The sequence below is a fragment of the Terribacillus saccharophilus genome (assembly GCF_000725365.1).
GTDB classification, from domain to species: Bacteria; Bacillota; Bacilli; order Bacillales; family Amphibacillaceae; genus Terribacillus; species Terribacillus saccharophilus.
The window spans coordinates 2704075-2717830 of record NZ_CP008876.1; the positions used below are offsets into that span (position 1 = coordinate 2704075).

Annotated in this window: 12 protein-coding genes and 1 pseudogene; 5 read left to right on the forward strand and 8 right to left on the reverse strand. The window is 43.3% G+C overall.

Annotation, left to right across the window (positions count from 1 at the left end; genetic code table 11):
* Positions 1–11: 11 nt before the first annotated feature.
* From GZ22_RS13560 to GZ22_RS13570, 3 genes are all read right to left on the reverse strand, one after another.
* Positions 12–1004, reverse strand: a complete 993-nt coding sequence (locus tag GZ22_RS13560; RefSeq protein ID WP_051748276.1) for a glycosyltransferase family 2 protein — start codon at positions 1002–1004, stop codon at positions 12–14.
* A 13-nt stretch (positions 1005–1017) separates the two neighbouring features.
* Positions 1018–2712: a DUF6044 family protein gene (locus tag GZ22_RS13565; protein WP_051748277.1), complete on the reverse strand. Its 1695-nt coding sequence runs from the start codon at positions 2710–2712 to the stop codon at positions 1018–1020.
* 67 nt (positions 2713–2779) lie between these two features.
* Positions 2780–5137 carry an EAL domain-containing protein gene (locus tag GZ22_RS13570; RefSeq protein WP_038563526.1) on the reverse strand — a complete coding sequence of 786 codons (2358 nt, stop codon included), beginning with the start codon at positions 5135–5137 and terminating at the stop codon, positions 2780–2782.
* A gap of 126 nt (positions 5138–5263) precedes the next feature.
* Here GZ22_RS13570 and purT point away from each other — a divergent pair, with 126 nt between their 5' ends.
* Together purT and GZ22_RS13580 are read left to right on the forward strand one after the other, a co-directional pair.
* On the forward strand, positions 5264–6436 hold the full coding sequence (gene purT, locus GZ22_RS13575; protein WP_038563529.1) for a phosphoribosylglycinamide formyltransferase 2: 1173 nt from the start codon (positions 5264–5266) through the stop codon (positions 6434–6436).
* Positions 6423–6764, forward strand: coding sequence for an avidin-fold protein (locus GZ22_RS13580; RefSeq protein ID WP_038563531.1), 342 nt, complete (start codon positions 6423–6425; stop codon positions 6762–6764). The genes purT and GZ22_RS13580 overlap by 14 nt, the downstream gene beginning before the upstream one ends.
* Positions 6765–6815: 51 nt before the next feature.
* Here the strand turns inward: GZ22_RS13580 and GZ22_RS13585 are convergent, their stop codons facing one another.
* Positions 6816–7475: a DUF4396 domain-containing protein gene (locus GZ22_RS13585; protein ID WP_038563533.1), complete on the reverse strand. Its 660-nt coding sequence runs from the start codon at positions 7473–7475 to the stop codon at positions 6816–6818.
* 494 nt (positions 7476–7969) lie between these two features.
* Here GZ22_RS13585 and GZ22_RS13590 point away from each other — a divergent pair, with 494 nt between their 5' ends.
* Positions 7970–9295: an MFS transporter gene (locus GZ22_RS13590; protein WP_038563536.1), complete on the forward strand. Its 1326-nt coding sequence runs from the start codon at positions 7970–7972 to the stop codon at positions 9293–9295.
* On the opposite strand, the gene GZ22_RS13595 is transcribed toward GZ22_RS13590, so the two are convergent.
* The 3 genes and pseudogenes from GZ22_RS13595 to GZ22_RS19135 form a co-directional block, all read right to left on the reverse strand.
* Positions 9292–9645: a hypothetical protein gene (locus tag GZ22_RS13595; protein ID WP_038563539.1), complete on the reverse strand. Its 354-nt coding sequence runs from the start codon at positions 9643–9645 to the stop codon at positions 9292–9294. The genes GZ22_RS13590 and GZ22_RS13595 overlap by 4 nt on opposite strands.
* Positions 9646–9827: 182 nt before the next feature.
* Entirely contained in the window at positions 9828–10319 is a 492-nt protein-coding gene (locus GZ22_RS19130) for a methyl-accepting chemotaxis protein (RefSeq protein WP_404819849.1), read from the reverse strand.
* A gap of 48 nt (positions 10320–10367) precedes the next feature.
* Positions 10368–10712 (reverse strand): annotated as a pseudogene (locus GZ22_RS19135) (PAS domain-containing protein); the annotation flags it as partial.
* Positions 10713–11064: 352 nt separating this feature from the next.
* Between GZ22_RS19135 and GZ22_RS13605 the strand changes: the two are divergent.
* Together GZ22_RS13605 and GZ22_RS13610 are read left to right on the forward strand one after the other, a co-directional pair.
* Positions 11065–11793: an AzlC family ABC transporter permease gene (locus GZ22_RS13605; RefSeq protein WP_051748278.1), complete on the forward strand. Its 729-nt coding sequence runs from the start codon at positions 11065–11067 to the stop codon at positions 11791–11793.
* A complete protein-coding gene (locus tag GZ22_RS13610) occupies positions 11790–12113 on the forward strand; it encodes an AzlD domain-containing protein (RefSeq protein ID WP_038563547.1) in 324 nt (107 codons plus the stop codon). The genes GZ22_RS13605 and GZ22_RS13610 overlap by 4 nt, the downstream gene beginning before the upstream one ends.
* Positions 12114–12155: 42 nt before the next feature.
* Here GZ22_RS13610 and garD read toward each other — a convergent pair whose 3' ends face one another.
* Complete coding sequence (garD, locus tag GZ22_RS13615) at positions 12156–13679, reverse strand: galactarate dehydratase (protein ID WP_038563550.1); 1524 nt, start codon at positions 13677–13679, stop codon at positions 12156–12158.
* Positions 13680–13756: the final 77 nt, after the last annotated feature.

Here is a 13756-nt window from a genome sequence, read left to right on the forward strand (position 1 = left end):
CAAAATATTTGTTAAGGTTTCGTAAAGTGCGTACTATCCTGCGGATGCATTTGTCTCAGGATACTATCGATTGTATATAAGGGGCGCTTCTTTACTTCTGCAAAAATTGTACCAATGTACTCACCGATAATGCCAATTGCCATGAGCTGCAGACCTCCGAGCAGCCAAATGGAGATAATTAAGGAAGTCCAGCCGGCATCGGGCTCCCCGAATACTTTCTGCATGGCAGCATAACATGCAGCGAGCAAGCTAATAAGAAACAGGCCGAAGCCAACTGCAGCAATAAGACGGATGGGGGCAACGCTGAAGGAAGTGATACCTTCAAATGCAAAACCAAGCATTTTTTTCAGCGGGTATTTTGTTTCTCCAGCGAGCCGAGGCTTGCGCTCATAAGTAACGATATCTGAGCGAAATCCAATTTGGGGGATGATGCCTCTCAGGAATAGTTTGGATTCGTTATAGCGGCTTAGTTCTGTTAAGGCCCGTTTGTTCAGCAGTCGATAGTCGGCATGATTGGAAATGAGTCGGATTCCGAGCATCTCCATTGTCCGGTAGAAAAACGCAGCGGTATTGCGCTTAAAGCCAGTATCGGATGTACGGTCATTTCGTACACCATACACAATCTCAAAGCCCTCCAGATAACGCAGCACGAATGTTCGGATGACAGAGATATCGTCCTGCAAATCTGCATCCAATGTGATGACACAATCGGAATAATCCTTCGCATGGAGCATACCGGCAAGAAGTGCCCGCTGATGTCCTGCATTAGCTGCAAGCTTTATTCCCGTGACAAATCGATTGGCCAGATGCTCTATTTTGATCAGCTGCCATGTATGATCCTTGCTGCCATCATCTACAAACAAAATACTGCTTGCAGATGATATAAGCTGCTCCTGCATTAAAGCTGCCAGTGTCGATGTGAGCTTGGAGCAAGTATCAGTCAAGATTTCTTCTTCGTTATAACAAGGAATCACTAATGTAAGAACAGGCAAAGATGTAGTCAACGGATTCCCTCCTTTATGGTTGTACCCGGTATAGGTGAACTTCCCAAGCAGAGTCAGGATGTTGGAAGCTTCGTTCATAGCGCAAATCATTGTCGATTGCATTTGCGATCATAACAGAGGATAGGACATAGGCTCCGCCCAGTTCTCGTAAAGCTTCTGCATTTAAATCTAGATTCTGTATGCTGCGATCGGAGTCTTTACGAAAATCATAATGCTTTCCGAGCTCCGCCGAAAAAATATACAGCCGGCTGCCCCATTCATCGAAGTAACGTGTTAGGTTCTTGCTTTTTGCCAGTTCTCCTGCAATGACTTCACGGAACTGATGCTTGTAGGATAACGGAATAATATTGTTGTATGTATCGACAGTGTAGAAACCGTTATATTGGGCGATAGCAGGGTGTAAGCCGATGCTTGCCACCTTATATGTGTCTTGTGGCTGACCGATATAATCGCGAATTTCTTTAAATTGATCGACAGCATAGAAGGCCTCAACAGAAGGTGAATGCTGATAGAGGCCATAAACGATTTCTTCGTTGGATAGAGCCAATACGACAAGCTGGAGACAGAGGCAAGCATAAACAAAAATGCGTATACTTCGCTTTCCGAGTTGCCATAGCAGATAACAAGCTAATCCGAAACTAGCATAAATAACGAGTGGACGAAGAAAATGAAAGCGAGCGAAATTGAATGCAGAAAGCAAATCAATATGCTCTTTCGGTATTTTCCAAATCTTATTGAACCAAAGGGCGTACCAAAAAGATAACAGCAAATTCAATCCTGTCAGACTGAGATAAATGTTCATGGGTCTTGTATGATTTCGCCTAAAGAGGACCAAAAGCAAAGCAATCAACAATACCGGAAGGATCACAAAGGTGTGGAGGGTCATAACGTGATTATGTCCTAGTGTGAAGTTCTTCCAAAACAAGTGGAGCGTCTGGGCAAAATCTTGTCTGGAGGATACAAATTCGACACGATGCATCGTTTCAGAACCAGCGATCATTGTGTAGACAAGCCGGTAATCTGTTGCTAAGAAAACAGCAGTCATCCAAATAATGCTTACCAAGAATAGCAAATTCAGTTTACGATATCGAAGTAGATCAAGCAGCCATATGATCCCTATAAGGGCGAGGAAGAAAAAGAATCCCAGAACAAAACTAGCATATAGCGGTAGTAAAGTAATAGCAGTCCAGTGCTTCCAATTCGCCTTTTGAGATCTAATAGATAGGAAAGCCCAAAGTGCTAAAGGGTGTCCCATGGTGCTAAGCATGCCTGACGGCCAAAATGGTGTCAGCGCGAACGCAAGAGAAACAAGAGCTGCAATCCAATGTGCTTTGATATTCCGGATGACGTGGGTGCGGAGCAATAAATACATACCGAGAAACGCAATGAGCCGGGTTAGCAGCTGGCTTATGGCGTAAGCAGTCATTGTTGGAAACCAAGCATGCAGCCAAACGATTAGTGTCCATTCCGTGCCAAGTGCATCCCGAGGCAGTCCGCCGATAATCTGAGGTATGACAGCATGGACGCCGCCAAACATCTGTCCGCTTTCAGCAAGTACTTTATACCAGGCAAGATTGGAGTCGAGATTATCATGAACACGTATATGGGCATGGTCTCCCAGCAGGAATAAGGGAGAGACGAAGAGTAGTATCACTGCGACACAAAGCAGGATAGCTTTTCTGTCTGCGTAGTTCCGCAATATTCCCACATCCTCCCAAAGTAATGCTGTTAGTATGCGGAAGCGGGTAAAAATCTATACAAAAATACCCGGAATGCTAGGCATCCGCGGGTATTTTCATAATGTAAGCTGACTCGAAATCAGCTTGAGGCAGTGGCTTGGAAAACAGATAACCTTGTACCTCTGTACAGCCAAGCCCTTGAAGTGCTTGCAGCTGTGCTTCCGTTTCGACGCCTTCTGCTATTGTATGAAGCTTCAGGTTTTCAGCCAGCGACTGGATGGTGGCAACAATGGACTGGTTATATTCAATATGTTGAATGAACGTTTGATCAATTTTTAAGATGTCGACCTGGAGTTTATCCAGATAGTTTAAGGAACTATATCCGGTGCCAAAATCATCGATACTGATCTTAACACCTGTTTCGCGCAATTTCTGGAGGATGGAATTTATTTTCGTTTCATTCTGCATGACAACGCGTTCTGTGATTTCCAGCTCCAGCAAGCTTCCATTCAAATTGTAATGTTCCAATCGATCTCGGAAGAAACTGGAGAAATCATCCTGCAGGAATGTAATAACAGATACGTTGATGGAAATGCAAGGAATATTGCATTCGGCTGTTTCTTCCCGCCATTTAGATAAACAAGCCATTACCCGCTCGATGACACCGCGCTCAATCGCGACTATCAAACCGCTTTCCTCGGCAATCGGAATGAATACATTCGGGGGAATGAACCCACGTTCGGGATGATTCCAGCGCAGCAGTACTTCTGCTCCGGTTATTGTACGTGTGAAACTGTGGAATTTTGGCTGGAAGTACAAGTCAAAAGCCTGTGTCTCGATCGCTTTCTGCAGCTCATGTTCAATCTCGAACCGAAGCACCTGTTTTTCTGCCATTTCCGGCTGAAAGACAGTGTAATTATTTCCGCCGTTTTCTTTTGTCTGATACATGGCAATGTCAGCGTATTTATAGAGATTATCCATATCTTCTGCATGCTCTGGGAAGGAAGCAATACCGATGCTAGCTTGTAAAACATGCTCGTAATCTTGAAGCCGTATTGGCTGCCGGAACTGCTCGACAATATATTTAGCCAGTCGAGTTTCAGCTTTTCCGGGAACTATGAGCAGGAACTCATCTCCTCCGACTCGGTTAACTGTACCTTTACCATCCAAGATTCTTTCCAACCGAGCTGCTGTTTCCACTAGGACCTTATCGCCAAAGGAATGTCCAAAAATATCATTGATTCGTTTGAACAAATCATAGTCAATTAACAGAATACTGAAGGTGGTTCCTTTTTCAGCGTATTCTTGCATCTGTTGCTGCATCAGACGGCGATTCGGCAATTTAGTCAGATCGTCATGATAGGCAAGAAATTCTACTTGTTTGGCTGTTTCAATCGTATGCGATATGTCCTTGATGACAAGGAAGTAACCAACAATATGATGCCTCACAATAGTAGGTATGCCAGTAACATGTACATCTATTTGTAAGCCTGAATGATTAACTATTTTAGTGTCCCATTGATGTGATCCGCCATTCATAAGGATATTAAGGTGATCCTGAAATATCTCCTTATCAAGGAAGAGAGCTGCGGCATCCATTCTTTTGATAGCATCCTCGTTATAACCGGTCAAAGATTCACTTTCTTTATTAGCATGCTGAATCGAACCATTCTTCTCAACTGCCAATACCGCATTAGGGTTGTCATTGAACAGAGATTGATAGAGCTGATGTGTCGTCACTAGTGCCCTGTTCCGATAAAGCAGCGGAATGACAGTCAAAATTGTATTTGAAATTAGAACGACAGCAGTAGGAATTAGAAAATGCAAGCTATGAGATACTGTTGAATCATAAAAAGTGAAAGCTGCAAAGATGCAATAACCTAAACCAACAATAGCAATTCCAGACATCAGGCTTCCAAATAGCAACAGCATCTTGCTCCACTTCATCTCTTCTCCATTCGTATACATATTAAGAAAACGGAATAAGGTGAATATAGTCGATTGTGTCAAAACCATCGAAGTAAGTACTTCTACAAGGTGGACATCAAGAAAATCCGGATATAAAGAAAACGGTGTTAACATATGTAAAAAGTAAATCAAGGCGGCTAAAAGCAGGCTGATAAGCAAATCATGCCTGGTATTTCCTATCGGACTGCGTACGACACACAGAATAAGAGCGCCGCTAATGGAACTTAAGAGGAAATTGATGACGAAGAAAAGCCATGTTGCTTGAGGAGCAGGGCCCGCATCAATCGATAGGGTAAACGAATAGGTAGCCAGTACGGCACTTAAGCCAGTTCCTAGTGATACTAAAGTCACTTTCCAAGTACTTACGGCTGTCCGCATCATATGCTGGCTCACATATAATACAAGCCTGGTGAGTACGCTTATAAGCAATACGCTAGTGATAGTGTAGAGAAGATGGATACCCGGTATATCGATGAACGGAAGCAACGTTTTTCCTCCTGCGACAAAAGTAAGGATTACCTGAATTGGACAGGCATGGTAACATAAGTTTATCAGATAAAGTCGAATCATGGCGCAAAACTTTTTACTAATTGCAACTCAGGAGGCGATAGTATGTATCAAACGAAAAAACTGCTGCTGCTCGGATCTGGAGAACTTGGAAAAGAAGTTGTGATTGAAGCACAGCGGCTTGGCGTAGAGACGATAGCAGTCGATAGGTACGATGGGGCTCCGGCAATGGCTGTTGCCGACCGCAGCTATGTTATTGATATGCTTGATCGAGAAAAGCTCAGACAGATTGTGGATTGGGAGAAACCTGATTTTCTTGTTCCGGAGATTGAAGCAATTGCTACAGAAGAATTGGTTGAATTGGAGAAGGAAGGCTATCATGTCGTGCCAACTGCAAAAGCAGCTCAGCTGACGATGGATCGTGAAGGCATTCGCAGATTTGCTGCAGAAACATTAGATATCCCGACAGCTGGTTATCGTTTTGCAGATACATATGAAGAATTTCAGAAAGCAGCAAAAGAAATTGGTTTTCCATGCGTCATCAAGCCATTGATGAGTTCCTCTGGTAAAGGCCAAAGTGTCTGCCGGAAGCCTGAGGATATCGAGCGAAGCTGGCAAATCGCTATGGAAGGCGGAAGGGTGCAGAAACCACGTATCATCGTAGAAGAATTCATTCACTTTGATGCGGAAATTACATTGCTGACTGTTCGAGCGGTGAACGGTACCTTCTTCTGCGAGCCAATTGGGCATGAACAGGAAAATGGTGACTATATCGCTTCATGGCAGCCTCATCAGCTGACAGATTCGCAGTTGGAAGAAGCGCATGAGATAGCAGAGCGTATCACAACAGGATTAGGCGGCTACGGCTTATTTGGAGTAGAGCTTTTCCTTGCTGGCGATCAAGTATATTTCAGTGAGGTATCACCGCGTCCGCATGACACTGGTATGGTGACGATGGTAACACAGCAGCTGTCTCAATTTGCCTTGCACGTACGAGCGATTCTAGGCTTGCCGGTTACAGAAATTAAACTAATGCAGCCTGGTGCTACCAGTCCGTTAAAAGCAGATATTTCTTTAGAATCCTATCATATATCGGGCTTAAGAGAGGCGTTGCAAGAACCCGAGACACAGATTCGTGTCTTCCGTAAACCAGCGACAACAGTAGGTCGCAGAGTTGCTGTGGCTTTATCCACTGCAGAAACAGTGGAAGAAGCAATGGAACGCGCAGAACAGGCTAGAAAACGGCTTAAAGTGGAGGGACAGGATGAATTATCATAACCTGACTTTCCGTGCCGTCACGAATACAGATAACGGAGAAACATCCAGTGAAACTACCTTTCATTATCAGCAAGAAGGCCAAATTCTTACTGCAGCTTATGCGGGAGGATCAATTCTGGAAGGAAGGCTGATCGGATTGGTGGAATCAGATGGTAAGCTTCGGTTCCGTTACCATCATATTAACGATCAATATGAGTTGCGCAGTGGACAATGCGTATCTATACCAGAGATTTTAGCAGATGGCAGGATCCGTCTTCATGAAGAGTGGCAATGGATGTACGATGACGAGTCGACAGGGCATTCCGTTGTGGAGCAAGTGGAGGAGTAATAGTTTTATGAAAAAGACGTGAAGGCAGAAAACAGCTTTCACGTCTTTTTTTTACATGGCATGTTTGATGCCTTTTCGTACCAATATCCAGTTAACAGGATAACTGGTAGCAAATCCGATTATCATGGCAATTTGCATCATGAACCAAAACAGTACACTATTTGGATGTAATCCTTCAAAAAATACGGAATGCGCCAATAGCATAAATCCGAACATACCAATCTCAAATGCAATGAGGGAGAGTGCATCTGACTTGATTGCATCGGCTAGATGACTATCTTTTTTCGTATTCATGCCCATGCCGTAATACTGAAATAAAATACCAAATAGAAAAGCTAAGATGAACTCTACTGCAAAATCGGCATAGAGCGTACTGCCGGCAATCGTAAGACCTGCCCAAAACACAATCGGTGCTCCGATCATATCACCAAGTGCACATCCGCTGCTGCAGTGGGTAGTCGAGACAAATACCTGCTGCCAAAAAGGTTTATCAGCATGCTGCATCTGATCATGTTTTGCATTTACTTTCATGCTGTCTTTCCTGCCAATCACATAATAAGCCCATAGACCAATGATTGGGAAATAGATTCCAATCATTGGCCAAACGATATACATGATCTTCATCATCTGGCGGTTTCTTCGAAAATCGAATCCTATTAAGATTGCTTGAATTATGCCAATCAGGACTCCAATTATTGCGATAAGCTCCATATAAATCACCCCTAAAAAATCTCTTAGAGGCTTTACCCGTCCTTCCTTAAGCGAAAACGAAAGTGGAATATCCATATCCACCAGCTTATAAGTGATATCCAGCAAAACAGTCATTATGACTGCAGAGAGTAAAAGACTAATAAAAAAGTATTGTATTTCTGTTGTTCCGCTTGAGCGCATGAGGGCGTTGTAGAAGCGGGTAAGAAATAATACGGGTACTAGCAGAGCAGTCAGGAGTGAGAACAAGCGTCCTTATTTATAGACGATAAGTAAAATGATGCTTGCGACCAGCTACCAGTAGGAATATAAAGCAAAGGACAAATAATATTGCCGGGGAATTCACAAAAGTGTCCATCTTAATACCTCCTATAGATTCGCAACGATATTTAATGAGCAAGAACCATTCGACAAAAAAGGCAGCACTGTAATTTTTTTGTAAATAAGCATGCAGGTCAACAAGCATAAGGTATAGTGGAAGAAAAAGGAGGTTTCCTATGGAAAGTAAACGTTTAAGGCAGAAACCCGATCAAAACAGGGGCTTCGGTTTTTTGCTGTCCTTGCCTATTTTGTCTTGGGCTTTATATGACTTTGCTAATACGATTTTCTCTTCTAATATTACAACTATCTTCTTTCCGTTTTATGTGACCGATTCAATCGGTAATACTGCAGAAATGGAGCAGCTTGGAAATACACTGATTGCTTATGCGAATGCGCTGGCTAGCTTCTTTCTTGTCATCTTTTCACCATTATTCGGTGTGTGGATCGACAAAACTGGTTATAAGCAGCGATATATCATACGATTCGCGGCTGTTTCAATTCTGTGTACAGTTTTAATGGGTGTATTTGCAGGATGGAATACGGAAACAACACTATGGGGACTTCCAGCTCCGTTTGTAGCGACTGTACTTGTGTTTGTACTTGCAAAGTTCTTTTACAACAGCAGTCTTATATTCTATGATGCAAAAATTAGTGATTTGGTACCGCGGAATCGTCTATCGACATTGTCGGGTTTTGGGGTAGCTGTTGGTTATATGGGGACGCTTGTCGGCTTGCTCGTTTATTTTTTACTCGATGACGGATATGAATATGTTTTTCTTGCTACGGCTGGTCTGTATTTAGTGTTCACACTACCGCTTGTATTTTTCCTCAAAGAAAAGAAATCTGTGCAGAAGCAGTCTAGTGTCAGTCTATTAACTGGTTATAAAGAGATTATCGCCACCTTCAAGGAAATAAGAAAGCATCGATCTATTTTACAATTCATGGTGGCTTATTTCTTTGTCAATGATGCGATTGCTACAACCATTGCGGTCATGAGCGTTTATGCTGTCACAGTTGTGGGGTTCAGTTCTGGGCAGTTCATTATCCTCTATCTTGTATCAACAGTAACAGCAATCATAGGTTCATTCTGTTTTGGTCAGATAGCTAATAGGGTAGGGGCACATCGATCATTTTCATTTGTGGCTTTGATTATGGTAGTAGCTTTGACAGTAGGAGTATTGGCAACTGCACAATGGATGTTCTGGATAGCGGGCAGTCTTTTCGGAATTGCTTTGGGGTCGATTTGGGTTACATCGAGGATTTTAATTGTGGATCTCTCTCCAGTTGAAAAACAAGGACAGTTCTTTGGTCTGTTCGCATTCTCGGGAAAAGTATCTTCCATCATCGGGCCGATGATCTATGGAAGTATTACACTTGGCTTGAGGGGTTACGGAGATTTGGCAAGCAGAATTGCGTTGACCTCGCTCATCGTACTCACACTGATAGGTCTGCTCATTCATGTGGCAAAAAAGAAGATTCCGGACAGGATGGCGGCGCGTTAATGCGTTCGCCATTCTTCCAGTGAATCTACGAAGGTGCCGGAAAAATGCACGCTTCTTGCGATATTGAAAAGCTGTACTTTCGCTAAAATGGAAATTGGATTGACGATGACAATATTACGGAAACCGAGCTCATCATATAACTCAAAAGCATCAGCAATTCTATAAACCAGATTCTGCTTTATTACATTTAAATGAATTAGGTCGACAATTAAGTCATATTCGGTTGCTTGGATAGATCCGAATGTTTCATAAAGTGTTTCCATGAATTCTGTAGATTCATTATTTTTAAAAAATCCTTCTGCTGTTATATGAAGAACTTTTTCTTTGTCATCAATCTTAAATTTGTACATACTAAATTACTCCCCAAACATCATTCCTCAACGGGACTTAAGCGTACTAGCTTTGCCGATTTATGTCAATTAACCATTTCTGTTCTCCATATCCAAATAGTTAAATTTCTGTAAATAATACTTGTGAGTATTATACTAGTCTCTTATTCTGCAGATGAAAAATCCCGCAGTAATGCGATTCCTTAAATAAGAGAGCTAAGTTCATTTGCTTGTTTATCCAGATTCTGGGCCGCTTGTTCCAGGGTATAAAGTTCTTCTATAACCTCTTGCACACGAGTTGTCCCTTCCATACTACGCTGTTGGGCCTGATGCGAAACAGATTCAATCTGTTGAATACGTTCGGTCATCTTCCCAATGTTTTCTTGAGCTTGCTTAGTTGCTTCTGCTGCCTGTGTTGCCAGTTTCCTTACTTCATCGGCCACAACATTGAAACCTCTGCCATGCTCGCCAGCATGTGCTGCTTGAATAGCAGCATTCAACGCTAATAAATTGGTCTGGTTTGCAATGTCCCTAATAGTTTGGACAAGTGATTGTAGGGAGCCAGCTTGTTTACTTAAGGCATCCGTTGCATCGATATTAGCAGTCGTCGCAGCAACAATGGACTGTATTGAATCAGCGGCACCATTGTTTTTTTCTATTCCAGAAGTCGTGCGGGCACGAAGGTCAATGGCCATCTGCTGCAGGTCAGACGTGATTGTTTTAGTTCCGATTTCCCGTGCTGTAATATCAGTTGCAATTTTCAAGACGGCTTGTACACTGCCATCATCAGCATGGACAGGCATGTATGTAGCTTCCAGCCAGATAACATCTCCATTTCTGGCAATTCGCATAATCTTGTCCTGGAAAGATTGACCACTGCGCAGTCGGCTCCAAAACTGGTTATAGTCTGTGCTAGTAGAAAAATCTGGTGTGCAGAATTGCCGGTGATGCATACCAGGGAGCTCAGTCTGTGTGTAGCCAATGGTTGCGGCAAAATTCTTATTAGCCCATAATACTTCGCCATATGGTGTGAACTCTATCATAGCCAAAGACTTCTCTGCTGCGGCAAGTACGGCATTATTATCCAAGACTTGTGTCGTTAATAGCGGATTATTTATTATTGGAATCTTCTCCTGTTCTTTGTGAAACTAAGTATTTATACCCAGATCCGATAATAAGAAAACCTTTAATACTTATCTATGTATCCCGCCTAAAAAAGTTAATATTGATTGGGGAATTGCCTTATTATCAATGGAACTTAAAGAAACACTATGGGAATATGTAATCTTGACTAATTTCATCCTAGTCTATCTAGAGAAAAAAACATACTTATTAGACTCCTATTGGAAGGGTTTAAAAAAACTTTATCTTATTCCCACTACGGACCTCCCTTTGATATACTGACTACCAATACTAGAGAAGTTTGAAGGTGAGAGCAGGATGGCCGATGTTCATGCATCAATTGGAGCGGAAGAAAACGATGAAATGACTTTTAGGCAGGGAGTGAGGGATTGTATTCCTACTCTGCTTGGATATATCAGCATCGGGATTGCAGCGGGAGTAGTTGGTGTTGCAGCAGGACTTAGTGCGCTGGAGGTAGTGTTACTGTCAGTGCTTGTATACGCTGGGTCAGCTCAATTTATATTTGCTGCATTAGTGCTAGATGGAAGTCCAGCTGCCGCAATCATATTAACGACGTTCATCGTGAATTTACGCCATTTTCTTATGAGTGCGACAATGGCGCCACATTTTACTCAGTATTCTGTTTGGAAGAATATCGGATTTGGCGTGCTGCTGACAGATGAAACATTCGGTGTAGCTTCTGGCAAGGTCCAACAGAAACGAGGCTTGACGTCGAGCTGGATGAACGGGTTAAATGTGACGGCTTATATATGCTGGATTATTTCTTGTGCTGTTGGCGCATTGTTTGGAAACTGGATATCAGATCCGGAAGCATTTGGTCTGGATTTTGCACTGACGAGTATGTTCATTGCATTGCTTGTCCTGCAGCTGGATGCAATTGAATCAGTAAAGATAAAGCACTATATTCGATTAATTCTATGTATTGTCATTCTGATGGTTGGCTTCTCATTCTTCGTCAGTTCCCATATGGCTGTGTTGCTGGCGACCATTCTCGGCGCAACGATTGGAGTGGTAACGGAAAAATGAACGTTTCCTTATCCATGCTGCTGCTGATCGCTGCATGCGCAGCAGTGACCATATTGCCCCGTGTACTGCCTTTTTTGATTATTAGAAATCTGAAGTTGCCGATGCTTGCCCTGAGATGGCTATCCTATATACCTATATGTATACTGACAGCACTTGTTGTCTCGAATGTTCTAGGAGAAAACGGACCTCTTTCTTTTGATTGGCAGGTTATCGCAATCATGATACCTACTATTCTTTTCGCGCTTTGGACAAAGAGTTTATTATTTACAGTAATAATTGGCGTTGTGCTCATGGCTGCTTTGCGCTTTTTCATAGGATAAAAAGAAAAATCCCGACGCGTAATGCATCGGGATTTCTTTCTATCATGTTATAGGTGCTGGATTGAATAGAGCTAGGTCGTTATGGGTGCCCCAATGATCCGCCCAAGTCTGTTTTTTGCCACTTGCTACATCAAGTATAAAGCGGAAGATTTCCCAGCCGACTTCTTCCAATGTTGCTTCGCCGGTAGCAATCGTGCCAGCATTGATATCTATTAAATCTCTCCATTGCTCGTGCAGGGCTGTCCGTGTCGATATCTTCACAACAGGAGCCATTGCCAGACTGTATGGCGTTCCACGGCCGGTAGTGAAAAGCTGCAGATGAATGCCGGAAGCAAGCTGAAGTGTACCGCAGACAAAATCACTAGCAGGAGTGGCAGCGAATAGTAAGCCCTTCGTTTCAGCGCGTTCTCCGGGTGCGAGGACATCGGTAATTGTGCTTTGTCCAGACTTCGCGACAGAGCCCAATGCTTTTTCTACAACATTGGATAAACCGCCTTTTTTATTCCCCGGGGACGGATTAGCGCTTCGATCTGCCTGACCAGATGCGAGATAACGGTCGTACCAGTCCATTTCCCGCACTAGCTTTGCAGCGACTTCCTTGCTGGCAGCCCGAGGTGTAAGCAAGTGGATTGCATCCCGCACTTCTGTCACTTCGGAAAACATCACGGTTGCACCAGCGCGAACAAGTAGATCCGATGCATAACCTACGGCAGGGTTCGCAGTGACACCGGAGAACGCGTCACTTCCGCCGCACTGTGTTCCGATGACCAATTCAGAAACAGGACACGTTTCTCGTTTCCGTTTATTCAGTATAATCAGCTTTGCTTCTGCTTTTTCTATGATTTTGTCCACCATTGCATGAAAGCCCTGTTGATCCTGCAGCATGATAATATCCTCGTCGTTTCCGCTAGGATTAACGCGTGATGGAATGAGTTTTTCACAGCCAAGACCGATGACTAGTGTTTCACCGCCGAAGTTCGGATGACGGGCCAAGTTTTGCACTGTGCGGATTGGAATGACTGCTTCTGGTGCCTGGATAGCGACCCCGCAGCCGTAGGCATGGTGAAGGCCGACAATATCATCGACATTTGGGTAGTTTGGGAGTACTTCCTGTTTCAAACGTTTAACTGCGAGATCCATTACACCGACGACACATTGAACACTTGTTATAATACCGAGAATGTTTTTGGTGCCGACTGAGCCATCCGGATTACGATAGCCTTCGAATGTATAACCTTCTAATGAAGGGAGAGGTACGGCAGGGTCTGGAGAAAGAGATAGTTCATCCAGCGGCGGTGGCGTTGGCATGAGCAAGTGTCGTTCCTGAATCCAGCTTCCAGTGGGAATATCTGTTGTAGCATGCCCAATTACTTCGCCGTAGCGGATAACAGGTTCGCCTGTATGGATAGGCTGCAGGGAAAGCTTGTGGCCCTGGGGGATATGCTCCTGTGTGACAATGTCATTTGCAAGAGAAGTACCAGCAGCAAGACCGCCGTCAGCAACAGCGATTGCAACATTGTCTTGTTCATGTACTTTAACAAAATAAGGATTAGTCGTGGATTTCAATTATATTCCTCCTTTTTGTAAGCGATTTCAATTAGAAGCAATAAAAAAGAATGGGCTATTTGTTATTTTGTTTAATT